Annotated in this window: 23 protein-coding genes and 1 other annotated feature; of the genes, 22 read left to right on the forward strand and 1 reads right to left on the reverse strand. The window is 36.6% G+C overall.

Features of this window, described 5'->3' with window-relative positions:
• Nucleotides 1–164: 164 nt before the first annotated feature.
• The 10 genes from clpX (at nt 165) to NST00_RS09120 (ending at nt 12,229) form a co-directional block, all read left to right on the forward strand.
• Nucleotides 165–1,439 (forward strand): ATP-dependent protease ATP-binding subunit ClpX, encoded by a 1,275-nt coding sequence (gene clpX, locus NST00_RS09075; RefSeq protein ID WP_016838435.1) that lies wholly within the window; start codon nt 165–167, stop codon nt 1,437–1,439.
• 337 nt (nt 1,440–1,776) lie between these two features.
• Nucleotides 1,777–4,095: an endopeptidase La gene (gene lon / locus NST00_RS09080; RefSeq protein ID WP_340709873.1), complete on the forward strand. Its 2,319-nt coding sequence runs from the start codon at nt 1,777–1,779 to the stop codon at nt 4,093–4,095.
• Nucleotides 4,096–4,677, forward strand: coding sequence for a ribosome biogenesis GTP-binding protein YihA/YsxC (yihA, locus tag NST00_RS09085; RefSeq protein WP_016838433.1), 582 nt, complete (start codon nt 4,096–4,098; stop codon nt 4,675–4,677).
• Between the two features lie 312 nt (nt 4,678–4,989).
• Nucleotides 4,990–6,351: a glutamyl-tRNA reductase gene (gene hemA / locus NST00_RS09090; RefSeq protein WP_016838432.1), complete on the forward strand. Its 1,362-nt coding sequence runs from the start codon at nt 4,990–4,992 to the stop codon at nt 6,349–6,351.
• A 108-nt stretch (nt 6,352–6,459) separates the two neighbouring features.
• Entirely contained in the window at nt 6,460–7,284 is an 825-nt protein-coding gene (gene ccsA, locus NST00_RS09095; RefSeq protein ID WP_016838431.1) for a cytochrome c biogenesis protein CcsA, read from the forward strand.
• Nucleotides 7,285–7,302: 18 nt separating this feature from the next.
• Nucleotides 7,303–8,232 (forward strand): hydroxymethylbilane synthase, encoded by a 930-nt coding sequence (gene hemC, locus NST00_RS09100; RefSeq protein ID WP_016838430.1) that lies wholly within the window; start codon nt 7,303–7,305, stop codon nt 8,230–8,232.
• Nucleotides 8,225–8,977 (forward strand): uroporphyrinogen-III synthase, encoded by a 753-nt coding sequence (locus tag NST00_RS09105; protein WP_340709874.1) that lies wholly within the window; start codon nt 8,225–8,227, stop codon nt 8,975–8,977. Before hemC ends, NST00_RS09105 begins: the two co-directional genes overlap by 8 nt.
• On the forward strand, nt 8,977–9,957 hold the full coding sequence (gene hemB / locus NST00_RS09110; RefSeq protein ID WP_340433988.1) for a porphobilinogen synthase: 981 nt from the start codon (nt 8,977–8,979) through the stop codon (nt 9,955–9,957). Before NST00_RS09105 ends, hemB begins: the two co-directional genes overlap by 1 nt.
• Nucleotide 9,958: 1 nt before the next feature.
• Entirely contained in the window at nt 9,959–11,248 is a 1,290-nt protein-coding gene (hemL, locus tag NST00_RS09115) for a glutamate-1-semialdehyde 2,1-aminomutase (RefSeq protein WP_096551367.1), read from the forward strand.
• A 129-nt stretch (nt 11,249–11,377) separates the two neighbouring features.
• The gene (locus tag NST00_RS09120; RefSeq protein ID WP_168412389.1) at nt 11,378–12,229 is read left to right on the forward strand and encodes a hypothetical protein; all 852 of its coding nucleotides are present in this window, start codon (nt 11,378–11,380) and stop codon (nt 12,227–12,229) included.
• On the opposite strand, the gene NST00_RS09125 is transcribed toward NST00_RS09120, so the two are convergent.
• Nucleotides 12,222–12,431 (reverse strand): hypothetical protein, encoded by a 210-nt coding sequence (locus NST00_RS09125; protein ID WP_016838425.1) that lies wholly within the window; start codon nt 12,429–12,431, stop codon nt 12,222–12,224. The two genes, NST00_RS09120 and NST00_RS09125, sit on opposite strands and share 8 nt — an antisense overlap.
• Nucleotides 12,432–12,509: 78 nt before the next feature.
• Nucleotides 12,510–12,734: a binding site (T-box leader), on the forward strand.
• A gap of 56 nt (nt 12,735–12,790) precedes the next feature.
• Between NST00_RS09125 and NST00_RS09130 the strand changes: the two genes are divergently transcribed.
• The 12 genes from NST00_RS09130 to minD all read left to right on the forward strand — a co-directional run bounded on the left by NST00_RS09130 (nt 12,791) and on the right by minD (nt 24,987).
• The gene (locus NST00_RS09130) at nt 12,791–15,436 is read left to right on the forward strand and encodes a valine--tRNA ligase (RefSeq protein ID WP_168412388.1); all 2,646 of its coding nucleotides are present in this window, start codon (nt 12,791–12,793) and stop codon (nt 15,434–15,436) included.
• 171 nt (nt 15,437–15,607) lie between these two features.
• Nucleotides 15,608–15,742 carry a hypothetical protein gene (locus NST00_RS09135; RefSeq protein ID WP_016838423.1) on the forward strand — a complete coding sequence of 45 codons (135 nt, stop codon included), beginning with the start codon at nt 15,608–15,610 and terminating at the stop codon, nt 15,740–15,742.
• A gap of 161 nt (nt 15,743–15,903) precedes the next feature.
• Nucleotides 15,904–17,208 (forward strand): bifunctional folylpolyglutamate synthase/dihydrofolate synthase, encoded by a 1,305-nt coding sequence (locus NST00_RS09140; RefSeq protein WP_016838422.1) that lies wholly within the window; start codon nt 15,904–15,906, stop codon nt 17,206–17,208.
• Nucleotides 17,192–18,442: a bifunctional folylpolyglutamate synthase/dihydrofolate synthase gene (locus tag NST00_RS09145; protein WP_016838421.1), complete on the forward strand. Its 1,251-nt coding sequence runs from the start codon at nt 17,192–17,194 to the stop codon at nt 18,440–18,442. The genes NST00_RS09140 and NST00_RS09145 overlap by 17 nt, the downstream gene beginning before the upstream one ends.
• A gap of 188 nt (nt 18,443–18,630) precedes the next feature.
• On the forward strand, nt 18,631–19,272 hold the full coding sequence (locus tag NST00_RS09150) for a hypothetical protein (RefSeq protein ID WP_016838420.1): 642 nt from the start codon (nt 18,631–18,633) through the stop codon (nt 19,270–19,272).
• 95 nt (nt 19,273–19,367) lie between these two features.
• Nucleotides 19,368–19,955 carry a Maf family protein gene (locus NST00_RS09155; protein ID WP_016838419.1) on the forward strand — a complete coding sequence of 196 codons (588 nt, stop codon included), beginning with the start codon at nt 19,368–19,370 and terminating at the stop codon, nt 19,953–19,955.
• Between the two features lie 15 nt (nt 19,956–19,970).
• Nucleotides 19,971–20,669, forward strand: a complete 699-nt coding sequence (gene radC / locus NST00_RS09160) for a RadC family protein (RefSeq protein ID WP_016838418.1) — start codon at nt 19,971–19,973, stop codon at nt 20,667–20,669.
• 351 nt (nt 20,670–21,020) lie between these two features.
• Entirely contained in the window at nt 21,021–22,040 is a 1,020-nt protein-coding gene (locus NST00_RS09165; protein ID WP_016838416.1) for a rod shape-determining protein, read from the forward strand.
• A 12-nt stretch (nt 22,041–22,052) separates the two neighbouring features.
• Complete coding sequence (gene mreC, locus NST00_RS09170; RefSeq protein WP_096551349.1) at nt 22,053–22,967, forward strand: rod shape-determining protein MreC; 915 nt, start codon at nt 22,053–22,055, stop codon at nt 22,965–22,967.
• Nucleotides 22,967–23,494, forward strand: coding sequence for a rod shape-determining protein MreD (gene mreD / locus NST00_RS09175; protein ID WP_016838414.1), 528 nt, complete (start codon nt 22,967–22,969; stop codon nt 23,492–23,494). Before mreC ends, mreD begins: the two co-directional genes overlap by 1 nt.
• 28 nt (nt 23,495–23,522) lie before the next feature.
• Nucleotides 23,523–24,188: a septum site-determining protein MinC gene (locus NST00_RS09180; RefSeq protein ID WP_016838413.1), complete on the forward strand. Its 666-nt coding sequence runs from the start codon at nt 23,523–23,525 to the stop codon at nt 24,186–24,188.
• A gap of 1 nt (nt 24,189) precedes the next feature.
• Entirely contained in the window at nt 24,190–24,987 is a 798-nt protein-coding gene (gene minD / locus NST00_RS09185; protein ID WP_016838412.1) for a septum site-determining protein MinD, read from the forward strand.
• The last annotated feature ends 33 nt before the right edge of the window (nt 24,988–25,020 follow it).

Consider the following 25,020-nt stretch of genomic DNA (forward strand, 5'->3'; position numbering starts at 1 on the left):
ATAACAAGGTACGGCATATACCACCGTGCCTTGTTTTATACCAATGACTAAATAATTTTTACATACATAAGCTATACAAAATATTCCATTAGCTTTGGAAACTTCTTATTTGCTAATGTGCTCAATATCCTGTAAGATTGTTGCTTGAATAGGGGTGAAGCAAATTGTTTAAATTTAATGATGAAAAAGGCAATTTAAAGTGTTCTTTCTGTGGTAAGCCACAAGAACAAGTGCGAAAATTAGTAGCTGGGCCTGGTGTTTATATTTGTGATGAATGTATCGAGCTATGTTCCGAAATCGTTGTTGAGGAATTAGGTACAGAAGAGGAAATCGATTTTCAAGATGTTCCAAAGCCAAAGGAAATTTTAAGCATCTTAGATGAATACGTTATTGGACAAGAGCGAGCTAAAAAAGCTCTTGCTGTTGCAGTATATAACCACTACAAGCGAATCAATTCAAATAGTAAATTAGATGATGTGGAACTATCTAAATCCAATATTATTTTAATTGGACCAACTGGTAGTGGGAAAACTTTACTTGCTCAAACTTTAGCAAGAATTTTAAATGTGCCATTTGCGATTGCCGATGCCACTTCATTAACCGAGGCTGGTTATGTTGGTGAAGACGTAGAAAACATCCTGTTAAAACTAATCCAAGCTGCTGACTATGACATTGAGCGAGCAGAAAAAGGGATTATTTATATAGATGAAATCGATAAAATTGCACGAAAATCAGAGAACCCTTCCATCACACGAGACGTATCTGGAGAAGGTGTGCAACAGGCATTATTAAAAATTTTAGAAGGTACGGTAGCTAGCGTTCCTCCTCAAGGTGGTCGTAAACATCCACATCAAGAGTTTTTACAGATTGATACAACAAATATCTTATTTATCGTTGGCGGTGCTTTCGATGGAATTGAAAGCATTATTAAACGTCGATTAGGACAAAAAGTGATTGGCTTTGGTTCCGATATGAAAAATAAAAATGTGGAAAGCGAATCTTTACTTTCTCAATTAATTCCAGAAGACTTATTGAAATTTGGTTTAATTCCAGAATTTATTGGTCGCTTACCAGTCATTGCTTCACTTGAACAGTTAAATGAAGAAGCGCTCGTTAGAATTTTGACAGAGCCAAAAAATGCATTAGTGAAACAATATCAAAAAATGCTCGAATTAGATAATGTGGAATTAGAATTTGAAGAGGAAGCACTTCGAGCGATTGCGAAGGAAGCGATTGAAAGAAAAACAGGTGCCCGTGGACTTCGTTCCATCATTGAAAATACGATGCTTGATATGATGTATGAATTGCCATCACGCGATGATATCGTGAAATGTATTATTACAAAAGAAACGATTACGGACAAAGCGCAACCAAAATTAATTTTAAAAGACGGTACAGAATTAAAAGATTTGAAGGACAATAAAAAAACTTCCGCATAAAGTAGTTACAAGTAACAGTAATAATGACCATTAAAATAAAGAGCTGACTGCGAATTTGCTTATGCATATCTCGTTAGTCAGCTCTTTGTAACAAATATCAAAATTACATATTTTTACAAATACTTGCAAATCATTTTATTGAGCGTCAAATTGTTCAAAATAACATTTTACCGGGAATAATAATTGATGTAACAGAGAATAGTAAATGCTGTTATGAAAGATTAAATTTATCGAAATTGCTATGTAAAACCAAGTGAAATGTTTTTAATTTTTCACATACTAAATTTGCCTAGAAGCGGGTGCATTCTTTAGTATCAAATGGAGGTGAATAACCCGCATGACTGAATTAAAGAAAAATGTACCACTACTTCCTTTGCGTGGACTGCTCGTATTTCCTTCAATGGTATTACATATCGATGTTGGTAGGAAACGTTCGGTCGCTGCATTAGAACATGCCATGATGAATGATAATAAAATCTTCCTAACGACGCAAAAGGATTTGCGGGTAGAAAAACCTGAAAAAGAAGATTTGTATATGATTGGGACTTATGTCTCTGTAAAACAAATGTTGAAATTACCGAACGGCACGTTGCGCATTTTAGTGGAAGGCATTTGTCGTGGGAAAATTGTTCATTACCAAGAAAACGATGATTTTACAACTGTAGATATTGAATTGCATGAAGATTCGAAAGAAAAAGACGTGGAAATGGAAGCGTTAATGCGCACAGTAGTTAATTATTTTGAAAAGTATGCGAAATCTTCAAATAAAATTACTGCTGAAACAATTGAATCTGTTTTAGACATCGAGGAACCAGGAAGACTAGCAGATATTATCGCTTCCCACTTACCATTTAAAATTTCTGAGAAACAAGAAGTATTAAGCATTTTCAATATTAAGAAAAGATTAGACCACTTAATGATTCGCTTGCATGATGAACAAGAAGTATTAAATTTAGAGAAGAAAATCAATACAAAAGTAAAGCAAGCGATGGAACGTACTCAAAAAGAATATTATTTACGCGAACAAATGAAAGCGATTCAAGCCGAGCTTGGAGATCGAGAAGGAAAAACAGGAGAAGTTGCTGATCTTCGAAAACGTGTTGAAGAATCCGGAATGCCTAAATCCACACAAAAAGTGGCACTAAAAGAGCTTGAACGCTATGAAAAATTACCGGCTGCCAGCGCAGAAAGCGGCGTCATTCGAAACTATATTGAATGGTTAGTCACAATTCCGTGGAAAGAAAAAACGGAAGATCGACTTGATGTTAATTTGGCAGAAGAAATTCTAAATCGCGATCATGATGGACTGGAGAAAGTAAAAGAGCGCATTTTAGAGTATTTATCTGTACGCCAATTAAAAAATTCCATTCGTGGACCAATTTTATGTTTAGTGGGACCACCTGGGGTAGGGAAAACCTCTCTAGCAAGATCGATAGCGGAGAGTTTAAATCGTAAATTTGTTCGCATTTCTCTTGGTGGTGTACGTGATGAATCTGAGATTCGCGGACATAGACGCACTTACGTTGGAGCGATGCCTGGTCGTATCATACAAGGAATGAAAAAAGCTGGTACAATTAACCCTGTGTTTTTATTGGATGAAATTGATAAAATGTCCAATGATTTCAAAGGTGATCCTTCAGCAGCAATGCTTGAAGTATTGGATCCTGAGCAAAATCATACTTTTAGCGATCATTACATCGAAGAACCTTATGATTTATCGCAAGTAATGTTTATTGCTACAGCGAATGATTTAAGCACAATTCCAGGACCACTATTAGATCGTATGGAAGTAATATCGATTGCTGGTTATACAGAGATTGAAAAAATCAAAATCGCTAAGAATCATCTTATTCCAAAACAACTTGATGAAAACGGTTTGAAAAAATCACAACTTATCTTTAAAGATGAAGCGATTGTTGATTTAATTCGATACTATACGAGAGAAGCTGGCGTTCGTGGTCTTCAACGTCAGATTGCTGCAGTTTGCCGAAAAGTGGCAAAAGTCATTGTTTCTGGCGAAAGAAAACGGGTTACTGTCAATTCGAAAACATTGATTGAAATGCTTGGTAAACATCGATTCCATTACGGTCAAGCGGAAACGGAAAACCAAGTTGGTGTAGCGACAGGATTGGCTTACACATCCGTTGGTGGTGATACACTTCAAATTGAAGTATCTTTAACACCTGGTAAAGGAAAACTGATTTTAACAGGTAAGCTTGGAGATGTGATGAAGGAATCTGCTCAAACTGCTCTTTCTTACGTTCGTTCTTTATCCAAACGCCTCAATTTGGATGCAGATTATTTTGAACAACATGATATTCATATACACGTACCTGAAGGAGCAGTACCAAAAGACGGTCCGTCAGCGGGAATTACTATTGCAACAGCACTTGTATCAGCCATTTCCAATAAACCTATCAAAAAAGAAGTCGGAATGACTGGAGAAATTACATTGCGAGGGCGAGTGCTTCCAATCGGAGGACTGAAAGAAAAATCGTTAGGAGCTCATCGTGCAGGATTAAAAATTATCATCATTCCTCAAGACAACGAGCGAGATATTGACGATATTCCTGAAGCAGTTCGAGAAGAATTAGTATTTAAACCGGTTAGATCGGCAGAAGAAGTGTTGAATATCGCCCTTGTTGGAGGTTTTTAAATGAAAGTTAGTCATGCGGAAATGGTAATTAGTGCTGTCAAACCGGAACAATATCCAGACGACGGTCTACCTGAATTTGCTTTGGCGGGCCGTTCGAATGTTGGAAAATCTTCATTCATCAATAAGATGATTAATCGAAAATCCCTTGCTCGTACGTCATCAAAGCCTGGTAAAACACAAACGTTAAATTTTTATAAAATCGAAAATCAATTGTTTTTTGTGGACGTTCCAGGCTATGGTTACGCCAAAGTGTCTAAGAAAGAGCGGGAAGCTTGGGGGAAAATGATTGAAAAGTACCTTACTGGTCGAAGCGTATTACAAGCTGTTATTTTAATTGTTGATTTGCGCCATCCTCCAACTGCAGACGATCAAATGATGTATGATTTCTTAAAACATTACAATATTCCTGCGATTGTAGTTGCAACGAAAGCAGATAAAATTCCAAGAGGCAAGTGGGATAAACATAAAAAAGTGGTAAGAGAAACATTAGAAATGGAAAAAGGAGATCCAATCATCCTGTTTTCTGCGGAAACGGGAGTAGGAGTGGAAGAAACATGGACTGAAATACAAAAGTTCATGTGATTCCATACATAATTGAAAATGTTTATGAAGCTTATGAAACAGTAAGAACTTCCAATTTTATAAAGGTTGACCTAGCATCCTATAGGTCAACCTTTTATATATGTTCAAGAAGAGTAAATTGTCGGAATTTGTTGAATACTATGTATAAAGGTTATTATATTGAAACAGGAATCAAATTTTGTTATTCTTATATTAGAATTATTTTAAAGTAAAAAATCTTATTTCATAACTTTTTCATAATTAGCGTTTAGATAGCGCTTTCTTTATGTTAGAATAGAGGTTATGAAATAGTTCGTGAGAGGTGTTAAGTTCATGCACACACTAGTTGTAGGCTTGAATTATAGAACTGCGCCAGTCGAAATTCGTGAAAAGTTGTCGTTCATTGAAAGTGAATTACCACAAGCGATGGCTGCGTTAAAAAAAGAAAAAAGCATATTAGAAGACGTGATCGTGTCGACTTGCAATAGAACGGAAATCTATGCGGTAGTTGATCAGCTGCATACAGGACGTTATTATATAAAACGTTTTTTATCCAACTGGTTTAACATTCCGATTGAGGAATTTGAGAGCTATTTATTTATTCGTGAAAATGATCAATCGTTAGTACACTTATTCCGAGTAACTGCAGGAATCGATTCGATGGTATTGGGAGAAACTCAAATTCTTGGACAAGTCAAGAAAAGCTTTTTAGAGGCACAAGAAATTGGTTCGACGGGTACGATTTTTAACCGCTTGTTTAAACAAGCAATTACTTTTGCGAAAAAAGCTCATAAAGAAACGACGATTAACGAAAATGCCGTTTCAGTATCTTATGCTGCGGTTGAACTGGCAAAGAAAATATTTGGTTCCCTAAAAAATAAACATGTATCGATTTTAGGCGCTGGTAAAATGGGCGAGCTTGCTATGGAAAATCTGTATGGAAGCGGCGTTGGAAAAGTAACGGTATTAAATCGTACTTTTGAAAAAGCGGTGTCTTTAGCTGAAAAATTTGAAGGACATGCTAAATCGATTAAGGAATTGCAATGTACTTTGCTTGATACAGATATTTTAATTACATCAACAGGTTCAACAACGTATGTAATTGATTATGAACTAATGCAGTTTGTAGAGCGTTTACGCAAAGGAAAACCTTTGTTTTTAGTTGATATCGCAGTTCCACGAGATATCGATCCTAAAGTAGGCGAATTACCTAACATATTCTTATATGATATTGATGACTTACAGGGAATTGTAGAAGCGAATTTAGCAGAACGAAAACAGGCCGCTCAACAAATTGAAAAAATGATTGAACAAGAAATTGTTGAATTTAAAGATTGGTTTGCAACGCTTGGAGTAGTACCGGTTATTGCGGCATTGCGCAAAAAAGCAAATATGATTCAACAAGAAACGATGAAAAGTATTGAAAATAAAATGCCAAATCTAACTGAACGGGAACGTAAAATTTTAAATAAACATACGAAATCCATCATCAATCAATTGTTAAAAGAACCAATTCTTCAAGCGAAGGAAATTGCTAACTCTCCAAAAGCCAATCAAAAACTTCAATTGTATCAACAAATTTTTGGAATTGAAGAATTAGTTCAAGAAGAAATTCAGAGTCAACAATTGAAGTTAGAAACTGAAGAAGAACGAATTCAAGACGGAATTGAAAATCAACCAAAATTATCATTTTAAGTAAGAATTTTGAGGCGTTTTCGTATCGATGTGGTAAACTAATGATACGGAAGCGCTTTTGTTTTAAATTTTAATCATAATGACGTATAAGATGGAGAAGGGTTTCGTATGACTGAAGTGATGAGTAACCTTTACCAAATAATGGTTATACTATATGCGATAAGTATAATGTTTTATTTTGTCGATTATTTTTATAAAAAAGAAATCATTCGTAGAACTGCATTTTGGTTAGTATCCATTGTTTGGATATTGCAAACGGCTTTTATCGTATTAAGCGTGTTGGAGACTAAACGATTCCCTATATTATCGCTTTCTGAAGGGATTTATTTTTATGCTTGGTTACTTGTAACGCTGTCAATCTTCTTGCATTGCATAGCAAGAACAGATTTACCGGTGTTTTTTATTAATATACTCGGATTTATTTTTATGACAATTCGACTGTTTGCACCAAATAATTTGAATCCAGTATTAAAAACCATGGAATCTGAAATGCTGTTTATACATATTGGTTTTGCCATTTTATCGTATGCAGCATTTTCCATTTCATTTGTCTTTTCAGTGCTATACTTAATTTTATACCACCTATTAAAAAAGAAAAAATATACAAAACTTTGGTCTCGTTTACCCTCCTTATCTCAAATGGCGACTTGGATGAATTATTCAATCATTATTGGCCTTCCAATCATGGTGATTAGTTTGCTATTAGGACTAGAATCAGCATTTATGAAAGTGGAGGGAGCAATTTCGTTTTTTGATGCAAAAATCATCGGTTCTTTCATAGTGCTTGTCATATATGTAGCTATCATTATGTTAAAGCAGCGAGGAATAATTACGGGACTGTCATTTGCTTGGACTCAAGTTTATGCTTATTTCGTTGTACTCATTAATTTCTTTTTGGGAAGTAAGCTATCCCAATTTCATATATGGTATTAGCAGAAAGGTAGGTTCATCATGAGAAAAATTATTGTAGGTTCTCGAAAAAGTAAATTAGCATTAACCCAAACAAATTGGTTTATTAACGAATGTAAAAAAGCTGGTTTTCCTTTTGAATTCGAAATCAAAGAAATTGTCACTAAAGGTGATAAAATATTAGACGTTCAATTATCAAAGGTAGGAGGAAAAGGATTATTCGTAAAAGAGATTGAAAAAGCATTGTTAGATAAAGAAATTGATTTTGCGGTGCATTCGATGAAAGATATGCCAGCAGTATTACCGGATGGTTTAACAGTCGGCTGTATTCCATTCCGCGAAGACCCTCGTGATGCCCTTATTTCAAAAAATCATATTAAGTTCAATGATTTACCAGAGGGGGCAGTTGTAGGGACAAGTTCTTTACGACGCAGTGCTCAACTATTACAAGTGAGACCAGACCTTGAAATCAAATGGATTCGAGGAAATATCGATACCCGATTGAAAAAACTTGAGACGGAAGGTTATGATGCGATTATTCTTGCTGCAGCAGGGTTAAAACGTATGGGATGGTCAAGCGAAGTTGTAACAGAATATTTGGATGTTGACATTTGCTTACCGGCTGTTGCTCAAGGAGCATTAGGAATTGAATGTCGTGAAGATGATGAAGAACTTTTAACAGAACTAGCGAAATTAACAGATAATAACACTAAGAAAGCGGTAACTGCTGAGCGGACGTTTTTAGCTGCGATGGATGGAGGTTGTCAAGTACCGATTGCTGGATATGCAACGGTTGATGGAGATGTCATCACAATGACGGGACTTGTGGCATCACCTGATGGAGCGATTTGTTACAAAGAAACAATTCAAGGAAATGACCCAGTAGAAATTGGAAATAAACTTGCTCAACTTTTAACTGATCAAGGTGCTTATGATTTAATCGCTAAGGTGAAGGCGGAGAACAATGCATAAACCTTTGGAAGGAAAAACTATAATCCTAACTGGTTCAAAAAAAACGTTGTCTATTATAGACGAAATCGATCAGCTTGGGGGAGAAGCGGTAGTTTGTCCGCTCATACAAACTGAAGAAGTAATTAGTATTGAGGACAAAGAGCGATTATTTTCTTGCCTAAACTATGACTGGCTTATTTTTACGAGTCAAAATGGTGTTGAGTTTTTTTATAAAAAAATAGAACGTCATCATTTTAACTTGGCACATTTTTCTAGTAAAATTGCTGCTGTAGGAGAAAAGACGGCCAAAATGTTAGAACAATATGGCTTTACGGTTCATTTCATGCCTACTATTTTCAGCGCTGATACATTTGTAAAAGAATTCCCTTTTGTAAGTGGTACGTCACCAAAATGTTTATTTATTAGAGGGGAATTAGCAAAGGACACCATAAAGAAAGGGCTACCATTTCAAATTGACGAATGGACGGTATATAAAACGATTGAAAATAGGAAATCCATTGAAACGCTAGTAAAGACGATTCAAACGAATAATGATCCAATTGTTATTTTTGCCAGTCCGTCAGCGGTAGATTGTTTCAATAAATTTGCAGTTTCACAAGTAGGATGGAACCAAATGAAAATCGCTTGCATTGGTCACATAACTAAAGGTGCCGTTGAAAAATATGGTGCCGTTGTTACATATTTTCCGAAGAAATATACAATGCAATCAGTTATTGAAGCGATTATAAAAGGAGAGGAATCATAATGTCACAATTTGAATTCAGAAGACATCGTAGATTACGTGCAAACGCTACAATTCGTTCTATGGTAAGAGAAAACCATTTACACAAAGAAGATTTAATTTACCCTATTTTCGTGATTGAGGGCGAAAACATTAAAAATCCAGTAAAATCTATGCCAGGTGTCTACCAACTTTCTTTGGATAATTTAGATGCTGAGATTGATGAAGTGGTATCACTTGGAATCCCATCAGTGATTTTATTCGGAATTCCTGCTGATAAAGATGCACAAGGAACAGGTGCTTTCCATGACCATGGAATTGTGCAAAAAGCGACACAACAAATTAAAGAGAGATATCCTCAATTGATGGTCATTGCAGATACATGTTTATGTGAATTTACTGATCATGGTCACTGTGGTTTAGTGGAAGGGGACAAAATTTTAAATGACCCATCCCTTGATATATTAGCTCGCACAGCTGTTTCTCAAGCGAAAGCAGGAGCTGATATCATTGCACCTTCCAATATGATGGATGGATTTGTAGTGGCCATTCGCCATGCTTTAGATGAAGCGGGATTCCAAGATGTTCCAATCATGTCCTATGCTGTAAAATATGCTTCAAGCTATTACGGACCATTCCGTGAAGCAGCGGAAGGAGCACCGAAATTTGGCGACCGCAAAACATATCAAATGGATCCAGCCAATCGTTTAGAAGCGTTCCGTGAAGCTGAAACCGACATTGAAGAAGGAGCTGATTTCTTAATCGTTAAACCAGCTCTAGCTTACATGGATATTATTCGAGATGTGAAAAACAATTTCCCAGTTCCAGTAGTTGCATACAACGTATCTGGAGAATATGCGATGGTGAAAGCAGCAGCACAAAACGGCTGGATTGATGAAAAGTCTGTTGTGTTAGAAACTTTACTTGGAATGAAGCGTGCGGGTGCTGACTTAATCATTACTTATCATGCTAAAGATGTAGCTCGTTGGTTGGAGGAGAAGTAAAATGCGTACCTATGAAAATTCAGTGAAAGCATTTAAAGAAGCAGTAAATTTAATGCCTGGAGGGGTGAACAGCCCTGTTCGTGCATTCAAATCTGTTAATGCAGAACCGATATTTATTGAATCTGGGGAAGGTGCTATTATTCGTGACATTGACGGCAACGAATATATCGATTATGTGCTTAGCTGGGGGCCGTTAATTTTAGGGCACTCTCATCCAGAAGTTGTGAAAGCAATTCAAGAACAAGCAGCAAAAGGAACTTCTTTTGGTGCACCGACAGTATTAGAAAACAAATTAGCCCAAATCGTTATTGAAAGAGTACCTTCAGTTGAAATGGTTCGTTTTGTTTCATCTGGGACAGAAGCGACGATGGCTGCTCTTCGACTAGCTCGAGGATACACAGGCCGCAACATTATAATGAAATTTGAAGGTTCTTACCATGGCCATGGAGATTCATTATTAATTAAAGCGGGATCAGGTGTTGCAACACTTGGTTTACCTGACAGCCCTGGCGTACCTGCAGACGTTGCAAAAAATACAACAACGGTTCCTTATAATGATTTAGAAGCAGTAAAAGCAACATTTGAAAAATTAGGTGATAACATTGCCGCGGTTATTGTAGAACCTGTTGCAGGGAACATGGGGGTTGTTCCACCGAAACCAGGATTTTTAGAAGGTTTACGTGAAATTACGAAACAATATGGCGCATTGCTTATTTTTGATGAAGTCATGACAGGATTCCGCGTCGATTATCACTGCGCTCAAGGTTACTATGGCATTGATCCAGATTTAACATGCCTTGGAAAAGTTGTGGGAGGCGGACTTCCTGTAGGTGCTTATGCTGGTAAGCGGGAAATCATGGAAAAGGTTGCGCCAAGTGGACCAGTGTATCAAGCAGGAACATTATCAGGTAACCCTCTCGCGATGACTGCTGGAATTGAAACATTATCCCGTTTAACACCTGAATCTTATGACTACTTTAAAAAATTAGGTGACCAATTGGAAGCTGGAATTCGTGAAGCCGCAACAAAATATAACATTCCGCATACAATAAATCGCGCGGGAAGTATGATTGGATTATTCTTAACAAATGAAGATGTAGTTGATTTTAAATCTGCCCAAACTTCCGATTTAACATTATTTGCTGAATTCTATCGACTCATGCTAGAAGAAGGAATATACTTACCACCTTCCCAATTTGAAGGATTGTTTATTTCAACTGCACATACGGAAGAACATATCGCAAAAACGGTAGATGCATTCCACAAAGTATTTGCAAAATTAGCTCGATAATAATTAGAGTGTCTTTTCCGTTGATAAGGAAAAGACACTCTTTTTTATTTTTAAAAAGTAATGAGGGATTTTTAATTCTTTAATCATACTTCCGATTCTCGGGCATAGAGTATTACGGGAGGGAAACATATGGCAAAAATCAATTGGGAAATGATGACGCAATTTATTTTTCCAGAAGCTTATGGGATTGTAGAAGAAGTTGTTTCGGTCCAAGTCATCCCGCGTTGGCAACAAACAGAATTAGAAGAATCTCTTCGTTTAACAGGCATTTATCATATTAAAGCAACAGTGAAGTTTAATCCAAAAATAAAGCCAGATTATAGCGAAGGTACGTTAATTGAACATTTAGATTTAAAAGGTGATGAAGGTTACTTTGAATACGCATTGCCTTTAGAAGTTGATTTACCTCGTGAGAAAGTTGCAAAAGATTGTCGACCAGAATTGCTTGTTGATGATATATCCTTTTTTGTATATGATGGCTCAAGCTGTACGTTTAAATGGGAAGTAAAATGCACATTTGATGAACCGGTAGTAGGTGCATTATTCCAAGTAGAATCTGAAGAGAAGGTAGCTGAACGAGTAGCCGTTGTGGCGGCTAATACAGGAGAAGTATTAGAAAGAGCCAAAACTGACCAGCCGCCATCTACATTAGAACATCCACTAGTAAATGAACCATTGCAACAAACAACCCAAAGAACGATTGAAACTACTGACCATTCGTCGAAAATGAATGAAAATCAACGATTACAGGATTCTGATGAATTTACTCTACATGAAAATCCGTCCATTTCCGTAGAACCACCTGAAGAATATAACTTTGTGGAAGAAGCAAAAAAAATTCGAAAAGAAACGGAAGAAGTAAAATTAGTTAATGAATCATCTAGTAAACTATTCATTGATGAAAAGTTTAAGCTTCCTTCTGATTCAGATGACTTCTATAATGAGCTTTCTGAAAATTATAGCGTATTGAAATTTAGATAATATCCGTCCATAACAACCATGAAATGAGGGCAAGTAGAAACAGCAGTAATACATCACCTGTCGTAGGAATAAAAACGACGCGAATAGCTTGAAAAACTGTAATTGGGATACAAATGCTTTTTGCAAAAAAACGTATTTTTCGAAGCCAAGGTGGTAATAACCAAGGATTATAACTTTTTCGTCTTTTGTGGAATAATGACATGGAAATCACTCCTTTCATTTCCTTCAAACTTGAAAACTGCTGCTAAATTTTATACAATGATTTAAGCAGTTGAATACACATGATGCGATGAATTGGAAGAGTAAAATGATGTTGCATGCTAAAGAGAGGAAACGGTAGCTGAAAAGTTTCCGCATGCACGCATTTGAAGGTAGCCATGGAGCAACTTTTATGAAATTGAAGTAGTAAAAGTCGGTTGAACACCGTTATCGAAATGAGCGCTATTTAGACATTTATTGTCTAAATGGAAAAAAGGTGGTACCGCGAAACTCCTTCGTCCTTTTTGGGATAAGGAGTTTTTTTATTTTGCCAAAAATCAATCAACTAAAGGAGGAACATTCATGTCAGAAAACGTGACAATGCCAACTAAGTACGATCCAAATTCAGTTGAACAAGGTCGTTATAAATGGTGGCTAGAAGGGAAATTTTTCGAAGCAGATCCAAATAGTGACAAAAAACCATATTCCATTGTTATTCCACCACCAAACGTAACAGGAAAACTGCATCTTGGTCACGCTTGGGATACAACATTGCAAGATATTATTATTCGCATGAAACGGATGCAAGGATATGATGCATTATGGCTTCCAGGTATGGACCATGCTGGAATTGCAACACAAGCAAAAGTAGAAGCGAAGTTGCGTGAAGAAGGAAAAAGTCGCTACGATTTGGGTCGTGAAAAATTTCTTGAAAAAACGTGGGAATGGAAGGAAGAATATGCTAGCCATATTCGTGAACAATGGGCAAAATTAGGATTGTCATTGGACTATACAAAAGAGCGTTTCACATTGGATGAAGGTTTATCTGATGCTGTAAAAGAAGTGTTCGTACGTCTTTATGAAAAAGGATACATTTATCGAGGCGAACGTATCATCAACTGGGACCCGGAAGCAAAAACTGCTTTATCTGATATCGAAGTAATCTATAAAGAAATCCCTGGTGCCTTCTATCATATGAAATATCCGCTTGCGGACGGCTCTGGTTATTTGGAAGTTGCTACTACACGACCTGAAACAATGCTTGGGGATACTGCTGTAGCTGTTCATCCTGAAGATGAACGTTATAAACAGTACATCGGCAAAACAGTAATCTTACCGCTTGTCAATCGTGAAATTCCAATCGTAGCAGATGAATATGTGGATATGGAATTTGGTACAGGTGTTGTGAAAATTACACCAGCCCATGATCCAAATGACTTTGAAGTAGGAAACCGTCACAATTTAGAACGAATTTTAGTAATGAATGAAGACGGTACAATGAACGAAAATGCTGGCAAATATCAAGGTATAGACCGATTTGAATGCCGCAAGCAAATTGTGGAAGACTTAAAACAACAAGGCTACTTAATAAAAATTGAGGAACATACGCATTCCGTTGGACACTCTGAGCGTTCTGGGGCAATAGTTGAGCCTTATTTATCTAAACAATGGTTCGTAAAAATGAAGCCTCTTGCAGAAGCGGCATTGAAACTTCAACAAGATGAAGAAAATAAAGTGAATTTTGTTCCACCACGCTTTGAAAATACGTATATTCATTGGATGGAAAATATTAAAGACTGGTGTATTTCTCGTCAGCTTTGGTGGGGCCATCAAATTCCTGCTTGGTATCATAATGAAACGGGTGAAATTTATGTTGGAAAAGAACCACCTAAAGATGCGGAAAATTGGACGCAAGATCCGGACGTATTAGATACGTGGTTCTCTAGTGCATTATGGCCGTTCTCAACAATGGGTTGGCCGGATACAAATCATGAATTATATCAACGCTATTATCCAACAAATACGCTTGTTACAGGTTATGACATCATCTTCTTCTGGGTATCCCGCATGATTTTCCAAGGTATTGAATTTACCGGCAAACGACCATTCAAAGATGTGCTCATCCACGGTTTGGTTCGTGACGGGGAAGGACGTAAAATGAGTAAGTCCCTTGGAAACGGTGTAGACCCAATGGATGTGATTGACCAGTACGGTGCAGACTCTCTACGCTACTTCTTAGCAACTGGCTCTACACCAGGTCAAGACTTACGTTATACGAATGAAAAAGTCGAAGCGATTTGGAATTTTGCAAATAAAATTTGGAATGCATCTCGCTTTGCACTCATGAATATGAACGGTTTAAAATACGAAGAAATTGATTTATCCGGTGAATTGAGTGTTAGCGATAAATGGATTTTGACACGATTAAATGAAACGATTGAAAAAGTAACAGACTTAGCTGAACGTTATGAGTTCGGTGAAGTTGGGCGTGAATTGTACAACTTCATTTGGGATGACTTCTGTTCATGGTATATTGAAATGGCGAAGCTTCCACTATATGGAGACGATGAAGCGGCAAAACTTACAACTCGCTCCGTACTTGCGTATGTGCTTGACAATACAATGCGCCTACTTCATCCAATGATGCCATTCATTACAGAAGAAATTTGGCAACACCTTCCACATGAAGGCGAATCCATCACTGTTGCTGAGTGGCCAAAAGTAAGACCAGAATTTAATTTCAAAGAAGAATCTAATCATATGAAACTTCTTATGGACATTATACGTTCAGTTCGAAATATCCGTGCAGAAGTGAATACTCCAATCAGCAAAAAAGTTCCTTTATTTATTAAAGCGAAAGATGCGGAAACAGTAAAAATTCTAGAGGACAATAAAGCTTATATTGAGAAGTTCTGTAATCCAGAACAATTAGTGATTGGGGAACAGGTTGCAACACCTGAAAAATCGATGACAGCAGTTGTGACAGGCGCAGAGCTATTCTTGCCGTTAGCAGGGCTCATTAACTTAGAAGAAGAAATTGCACGTCTTGAAAAAGAGTTAGATAAATGGGCGAAGGAAGTAAAATTAGTATCTGGCAAGCTTTCCAACGAGAACTTCGTGAAAAAAGCTCCGGAAGCACTAGTTGCTAAAGAACGTGAAAAACTTGCTGACTATCAAGAAAAATATGATACAGTGAAAAAACGTTTGGATGAATTGAAGCAAATGTAATCATTTTTTTGATTTTGAAATTCGCTCAAGCTGAAGTATTTTTTCGGCTTGGCGAATTTTTTTCATGTGCCGGTGGAGTAATCTGTGCATGCTAGGGATATATTCAAACGAGAGGGAATTGTATCTGAGCTAGTTGGTGTAATGTGAACGAACAAGAGTGGATCTGCACAAGTGGAGGATTCAACAGCACAAACAGGGGTGTTATCTACCCGAGTGTGGAATCCAACTGCACAAGCTAGTGTGTTATCTGCGCAAGCGGAAAATCCACTCGCACGAGCAAGGATGTTATCTGCACAAGTAGATTGATATTTACAGGACTAGGGATTGTATCTGCGCAAACAAAAGATGTATCCTCACAAGCTAGTGAGTTATCTACATAGGCAGTTTATTTATTATCAAAAATCATTTCTTTGATGATACGCCATTCCTTTTGGAGTAAAATTATGATGGTTAGGAGGCGGGGTTATTTGTTTACATCAATGGAAGAATGTACGAATTTTATGTTTGGTTTAAAGGCTGAAAAGCATAAAGGGGAACCTTTTCAGGCAATGAACAAAATTTTGCCACTTATTAACAATCCCCATGAAAAAGTCACGTTCATACATATTGCTGGTTCGAATGGGAAAGGTTCTACTTTAAATTATTTAAAGGAAATTTTACAACATGCTCAATATAAAGTAGGAACCTTTACATCACCGCATTTAGAACGGGTGAATGAACGAATCACCATTAATGGTATAGATATTACAGATGAACGATTTTTATCCCTTGCGAATCAGCTATTTAAAATTATTGATGAACTGGGAGAGCATTATCCTAGCTTTTTTGAACTAATGACACTTATCGCGTTTATGTATTTTGCAGAAGAAGAAGTTGATATTGCACTTATTGAAGCTGGAATAGGTGGCCGTTTCGATTGTACAAATATCATCACACCATTATGTTCTATTATTACAACAGTATCTCTAGATCATACTGAAATACTTGGGGATACTTTAACAGAAATTGCCTATCAAAAAGCGGGGATTATTAAAAAAAATATACCTGTGGTTACCGCCGTTCAGGATGAAGAAGCAATGAATATTATTCGTCACGAAGCAGAACAAAAACTAGCTCCTATATTTGTTTATGGGGAAGACTTTTTCGTGTCGAATATTACGCTGAATACATCAAATCAGCATTTTACGTACCATTTAGGCAATGTGAAGTTAGATATATCATTAAAGATGATGGGTGCCCATCAAATCGTAAATGCCAGTTGTGCATTAACTGCAATAACTATACTAAGAAGTATCGGTTTTTCTAAGATTACAGATCATCACATTCAATCAGCATTAGAAAAAGCGTTTTGGCCTGGGCGCTTCGAACGGTTTGGTAAACAAGTTATATTAGATGGCTCTCATAATCCGGAAGGAACTAGGGCGCTCATTGATACTCTTATAAATCAATATCCAGACTATAAGTATAAGTTTATTTATTCTGTGATGAACGATAAAGATTATAAAGAGAGCATTTCCATGTTAGACAAAGTTGCAGAAGCGATTTATTTCACAGAGATACCTATACCGCGCGCTGCGAAAGCAAAGAATTTGGCAAGTTGTTCAGGGCATCCTTTTAAGGTTGTAAATGAAAACTGGAAGATGCTTATAGAACAGCAGTTGAAGAATCTGGAGAAAGATGAATTACTCATCATAACAGGTTCTATTTTATTCATTGCGGAAGTTCGGAAATATTTAAAGATGAAGGAAGAAGCGTATGATTCTCAATTTTGAACAATATAAAGAAAGATGGAATGTTCATAGTGACAGTATGATAAAACCGGGATTAGAGTCGATAAAAAGAGCGTTGACATTGCTTCATAATCCACAAGAAAAGCTTCAAGTAGTACATGTTGCAGGTACGAATGGAAAAGGTTCAACCATCGCCTTTTTAGAACAAATGGCGCTAAATCATGGACTATCCGTTGGAAAATTTATGTCACCATGTGTGGTGGATGTACACGATCAAATTCAAATAAACGGCAAACCGATTACACAAAAGCAAATGGACGTTGTTTTTCAACAAATGAATCACGCAGGAATCAGCGGATTATTAACAGATTTTGAGCTCCTTACATGTGCAGCGTTTCTTCATTTTGCTAATGAGCAAGTAGATTTAGTGCTTCTTGAAACGGGCTTAGGCGGATTAGAAGACAGCACAAATGTAGTCAATCCATTAGTTTCAATTATCACTAGCATCGCCCTAGAGCATACTCAAATTCTAGGTCATACGATTAAGCAAATTGCACAGCATAAAGCAGGAATTGTGAAATATGGGAAACCTGTGGTGATTGGGAAATTACCAGAAGAAGCTTTAACTGTTGTGAAACAAAAAGCCCATATTCAACAATCACCTTTGTATGCTTATGACGAGACGTTTACTGTTGAGGCAGATGAACAAGGGGAAAAGTATATAAATTTCAAGGAAAAAATAATAATTGAAAAACTCAAGAGAAAGTTGCTAGGTGCCCACCAAGGAGAAAATATGGCACTTGCAATTACTGCTTTTATAGAGATGGCGAAAATCTTACAAATTGAAGTTCAGATCGATTTGGTTCGACAATCAGTGGGTTGCACAAGTTTACCTTCTCGTTTTGAACAAGTGTTTCCGAATGTCTATTTTGATGGAGCCCATAATCCAGCTAGCATTGAGAAACTTATCGAAACGATTAAACAACAGTTACCAAATAAAAGGATTCGTTTCGTTCTAGGAATGGTTGCAGATAAAGATATTGAGAAAGTGTTGCGCTCCTTAGAAACAATTAGCGATGAATTTTATTTTGTCGATTTTCAAAATACTCGAGCTGCGAAAGCTAAAGATTTACTACATCTTTCAAAGGCGAAGAAAAAAGTAATATTGAAAGACTGTATCCCATTTATTCAATCAAGTGTAAATTTTGAAGGGATTACATTCGTGACCGGTTCCCTTTATTTATTAGCAGAAATACGCAATCAATTAAGAATATGATTTAATGTCTCAAGACCCTAGAAATCCTATTATATTGATAAACCCTTTTCTAATGGTTTCTTACAAATAATTATCTTTTAGATTTGTTCCATTATCATTTTCAATTAAAAATAAACATATGAAATAATATAGACATTGTTCGACTACAGATTTGAAATGGTGATTGTTGAATTGAAAAGGGTGATTCGATGAAATTTCCACATATCATTGGGCGACGAGAAATCGTAAGGGCTGCTCTATTAGGTTCTATTACAGGGATTGTAGGTGTTCTATTATTCATTCTTATACTAAATTCCATGAATTCAACTTATACCGAGCAGAAACATCAAAATGAATTAATTCCCGTTAGCTCGCAACAAACAGAAGAGAATGAAGAAGATGTGAAGGATGGCTACAGTGAGCAATTTTATGCCAATCAGCATGGAGTTTTTTCAAGTTTTGAAGCTGCAACAGATTTTGTATATGGCTATGCTAGTTTAAACACAAGCGCTGTCGTTGAAATTGATGGGAATTATTATGTTTGGTCCAGTGTTTCGACTACGAAAGAAGGGGTCGTGAAATCTGATGATCCTCCTTCCTTTGCCAAGCCTTTTACATTATCCGCTGCAGGTTGTTCTGAACCAGCTTTAAAAAATCTTCCTTCTTTACTGAAAAGTAATGATCCTGCAAAATTTAATTTTGAAGGTGTCGAAAATAAAGAAGATTTTCCTCCCGATTGGCAAACAATATCCTTCGCATTATCAAGTATATCAAGTGATTTATCAATTATTCGAATGCATCTGTTAGCCCACTATTTTACAGAAAATGACTGTTTGAAAATTAAATTTTAAAGATACAAACTGCAGTCAAATTTGTTATTTCCTAAAGTACGATGAATTTTTCAAAATCCCATTCCTAGGCTATATTATGTATAGGAGGAATGGAAATGAAATTTAGAACAAGTCATCAACTCGTTTTAGCGTCAGCCTCACCAAGAAGAAAAGAATTATTTGCAAAGCTAGGAGTCCCTTTTGAAATAATGGCGAGCAGCGTGGAAGAGACTTCAGTGCAAGCGAGGGACTTCAAAGATTATGTTCAAAAAGTGGCACTATTAAAAACGCAAGATGTTGCAAGTCATTGCCCTGGAAAAACAATTATTGGTGCAGATACTATCGTTGTGTTCAATGACGAGCTTCTTCACAAGCCAAAAACAAAGGAAGAAGCGATTCGCCATTTAGAAAAACTCTCATCGAATCGCCATCAAGTGATGACTGCTGTGGCTATCATAACAAAAGATCGGCAAGCGGAATCCTTTGTAGAAGTAACCGACGTATATTTTAAAAACCTGCCGAAACCGATGATTGAAATGTATGTTCAAACAAATGACCCTTTCGATAAAGCTGGTGGTTATGGGATTCAAACAGCTGGTGCATTATTTATCGACCGAATAGAAGGTGATTATAATACGGTTGTTGGACTTCCGATTGCATCCCTATTTGAAAAAATGATGGAATTAAAAATTATCGAACTATAGGGGGTATGTGATGAGATGTCCATCGGCACTTTTCCTGATTTGATGATACGCGATTTACATATCGATGATCGTCCGAGGGAAAGGCTAATAAAACAGGGGCCGCAGAGCTTATCAAACCAAGAACTGATTGCTATCTTATTGAGAACGGGAACGAAGCAAGAGTCGGTCTTATCATTGGCAAATCGTGTGCTCAATTATTTTGAAAAATTACATGAATTAAAACATGCTACGTTGGAAGAAATTGTATCAATAAAAGGAATTGGTCAAGCGAAAGCGGTGCAATTATTGGCAGCAATTGAGCTAGGTAGAAGACTATCTCAAAAGCAAATGGATTCACGCTTTACGATTCGCTCACCAAAAGATGCCGCATCTTTTTTGATGCCTGAAATAGGCTCTTTACAACAAGAGCATTTTGTAGCATTGTATTTAAATGTGAAAAATCAGGTGATTCATAAGCAAACGATTTTCATTGGAAGCTTGAATTCGTCCATCGTCCATCCACGTGAAATATTTAAAGAAGCTGTGAAACGTTCAGCTGCTTCAATTATTTGTGCCCACAACCATCCGAGTGGGAATGCAACACCAAGTCCCGAAGATATTGAAGTGACAAAAAGGCTTCAGGAAGCGGGATTTATAATTGGAATAGAACTAATTGATCATGTCATTATTGGTGATCATCAATACGTTAGTTTAAAAGAGCAAGGTTATATTTAATTCATAAGTCAAATATGACAGGTTGATTCCAAAAAAGTCGAAAGTCCCCCATTTTTTTGGATTTTCGGCTTTTTTCGTGACGATTTCATTTCAACGAACCTGTTTTCGTAAAGTTCGTCTAATAAAAGGTGGATTTGTAATGAGATTGTAATTTCAAATAATGTTTTTTTCATTGTTTCAATCACTATTTCACAATACAATGATAAATGCGAAAATTATATGTGTTGCATGAAAAGCGGGTAAAAACTATTTGTAACACTATAATTTTTCGACATTATCCGCTATAATAAAACTTATGATTTTGGACAGTCTTAGAGAAAGAAAGGCGTAAATAGAAAGGAAGTACAAAACTTGTTTGGATTAGGACAAAAAGATGTAGGTATAGACCTTGGTACAGCGAATACTTTAGTTTTTGTTAAAGGAAAAGGAATTGTGTTACGTGAACCATCTGTTGTGGCGAAAAATACAAAAACAGGTGATATAGTTGCAGTCGGAAATGATGCGAAAAATATGATTGGTCGTACACCTGGCTCCATAGTAGCTATTCGACCAATGAAAGATGGTGTTATTGCAGATTTCGATATTACGACTGCGATGATTCAATATTATTTAAAGCAGGCGTTGAAAAATTCTGGCTCAAATTGGAAAAAGCCAAATGTGATGATTTGTGTACCATATGGTATTACTTCTGTTGAACAGCGAGCAGTTATTGATGCAGCTCGCCAAGCAGGAGCAAAAGAAGCCTTTACAATTGAAGAGCCATTTGCAGCTGCCATCGGAGCAGAACTTCCAGTTTGGGATCCAACTGGTTCTATGGTAGTTGATATAGGAGGAGGAACAACGGAGGTTGCCGTTATTTCCTTAGGTGGCATCGTGACAAGCGAATCTGTTCGAATTGCTGGGGATGCAATGGATCAAGCAATCATAAGCTATATCCGTAAAACATATAACTTAACGATTGGAGAAAGAACAGCGGAACAGATTAAGATGGAAATCGGTACAGCACGTGTTGATGAAATGGATGAAAAGATGGAAATTCGTGGCCGAGATTTATTGACAGGGTTACCGAAAACAATTGAAATTTCAGCTAGTGAAATTTCTGAATCATTAAAAGAAGCCATTGCAGCTATAATTGATGGCGTGAAGAAAACATTAGAAAAAACCCCACCAGAACTTTCTGCAGACGTCATGGAACGAGGAATCGTTCTTACAGGTGGTGGAGCGCTCTTAAAAAATCTTGATAAAGTAATAAGTGACGAGACAAAAATGCCTGTATTTATTGCTGAAAATCCGTTAGATTGTGTTGCGTTAGGTACAGGAAAAGCGTTAGAACATATTGATTTAATTCGATCTCAGCAGTTGAAAAAATAAGGGGGGATAGCAATGCCACATTTTTCGAACAAAAAACTCATTATACTTTTAGTTGGTATGATTTTACTTGTGGCATTGATCAGCTTTTCATTACGCGATCGTCAAAATGCGACTCTCCCCGAACAATTCATTAAAGATTCAGTTGGCTTAGCACAAAGTGTTGTTGCTAAGCCAGCTAATTACATAACAGGTATCTTTTATAATATTCAATCATTATTAAATACTTATGAAGAAAACCAGCGCTTGAAAATGAGGTTGGAAGATTTTGCAGTTTTACAGGCAGAAGTAAATACTTTAAAGTCGGAAAACGAACAATTGCGGGAACTATTGGAAAAAAAAGATAGCTTACGAGATTACGATCCGCTTCGTGCAACAGTCATTGCAAGAAATCCTGATCAGTGGGAAGAAAAAATTATTATCAATAAAGGCTCTTCCCATGGTGTAAAGCAAAACATGGCGGTTATGACGACTAAAGGATTAATTGGTAAAATAAGCTTAGTTACTCCTTTTACTTCTGAAGTGGAATTATTGTATACAAACAATCCAAATTTCCGAGTTTCAGCAATGGTTCAAGGTGAAAAAGTGGTCGCTTTTGGCTTAATTGAAGGATATGACGAAGAGCGTAATGAATTAATATTAAAAAGAATTGATTCCAGTATAGAAATTAGTGTAGGTGAAAAAGTTGTTACTTCAGGTTTAGGAGGTATTTTCCCAAAAGGAATACTCATTGGAGAAATTACAGAAGTGACAACGGAAGACTTTGGTTTAACGAAAATGGCATATATACGTCCATCTGCTGATTTTTCAATGTTAGAAGAAGTCATTATTGCAAAGCGTAGTGCAACGGTCATCGACGGTTCTGATGGTGATGGAACAAATGCAGACTTAACAAATAATACGGGCATACCGGGTGAGGGTGAAGAATAATGTGGATCCGCTTAACGATTCCCTTTATTGCAATTGTATTATTTTTATTAGAACCTGAATTCGCATTGTTCTCACCGATTGAATGGAACGGGGAGATAATTTATTTAGTTCCTCGTTTTCTTATACTTTATTTAATTTTTATTTCTATTTATTACAGTCGCAAACGTGCGGTAACGTACGGTTTGTTTTTTGGACTCTTGTACGATGTGTTTTACATTGATATCATTGGTTTATACACTGTGTTGTACCCACTGGTATGCTATACAGCTGGTTGGTCTGTAAAATATATCCACCAACATTTAAGTATTACGACAATTCTGTCAGTAGTTTTAGTTGCATTGATGGAACTTATTTTATACTATTTCTTCCATTTTATTCAATTTACCACTTTGCCTTTTAAAGAGTTTTTATTGATTCGATTAATCCCTTCAATTCTAGCTAATTTACTCTACTTAATTATGCTTGGTTGGGCATTTAAATATTTAATAGATGCGCGAGTATTGCAAAAAGCTCGCGAACTATCTTAATTTTAATCAAGCGAGAGGTGTCACTCTTATGAAAAAACAGCTTGTCCATATGAAAGGGACAAAAGACGGTTTAGTGCTTCGGCTTGATGATCAGTGCGCCTACGCAGAACTGGTTGAAGAACTTGAGAAAAAAGTATCAGAAGGTGGAATTGATGGTAGAGTGAATGTCTCTCTCGATTTAGGCTATCGCTACCTTCTTGAACATCAAAAACAAGAAATAATTAAAATTATTGAGCAACCTGGTAAAATGGTCGTATCGAAAGTGTTTAGCAATGTCATTACAGTGGATGAAAACAATGCAAAAATTAAAGAAAATCAATGTGATACATATGTAGGCATTGTTCGTTCAGGACAAGTCATTCAAGCGCCAGGTGATATTATTATTGTTGGCGATGTCAATCCAAATGGAAAAATTGAAGCTGGTGGTAATATATTCGTATTGGGAAAATTAAAAGGCATCGCTCATGCAGGGATTGACGGAAATCGTGAGGCCATTGTAGCTGCTTCATGGTTCGAACCAACTCATGTTTACATAGCAGATGTGATTGAAGTGATGTCGAATGAAAAACCAATTATAAAAGAACATGCAGAGCAATTATTTGCATATATAAATAAAAATGGAAATATTTCATATGATCGATTACAAGAAGTGCGAAATATACGACCATTACTAAACACAAAAGGAGGTAGCTAATGTGGGGGAAGCTATTGTAATAACTTCAGGTAAAGGCGGAGTTGGCAAAACGACAACAACAGCTAACCTAGGTACTGCTCTAGCACTTCAAGGGAAAAAAGTATGCTTAGTGGATACGGATATTGGCCTCAGAAATTTAGACCTTGTTCTTGGTTTAGACAATCGCATCATCTACGATTTAGTAGATGTGGTTGAAGGGCGTTGCAAAATTCATCAAGCTTTAGTAAAAGACAAACGTGTAGACGATAAATTATTTTTACTGCCAGCTGCCCAAACAACTGATAAGAATGCCGTGACACCTGAGCAAATGAAAAGTTTAATTGAAGAATTAAAACGAGAATTTGAATATGTTTTAATTGATTGTCCTGCAGGGATAGAGCAAGGTTATCGCAATGCTGTAGCTGGTGCGGATAGCGCTATTGTTGTTACAACTCCAGAAATTTCGGCAGTGCGTGATGCAGATCGAATTATCGGTTTACTCGAACAAGAGCAAATTGATCCTCCGAAGCTTATCATTAACCGAGTTCGAAAAGATTTAATGAACCAAGGTGATGCAATGGATATCAATGAAATTACAACGCATTTATCCATTGATTTATTAGGAATTATAATCGATTGTGAGGACGTTATTGCTTCTTCAAATAAAGGTGAACCAATCGTGATGGATCCAAATAATAAAGCTTCATTGGGATATCGTAACATCGCTAGAAGAATTTTAGGAGAATCGGTTCCATTGATGACGCTTGAAGAACAGCATAAAGGAGTATTTAGAAAATTAATTTCAATCTTTTCAAAATAATACAGAGGAGAAAAAAGACTGTACAAAAAGGGT

It is taken from the genome of Ureibacillus sp. FSL K6-0165 (assembly GCF_038004285.1).
Lineage (GTDB): Bacteria > Bacillota > Bacilli > Bacillales_A > Planococcaceae > Ureibacillus > Ureibacillus thermosphaericus.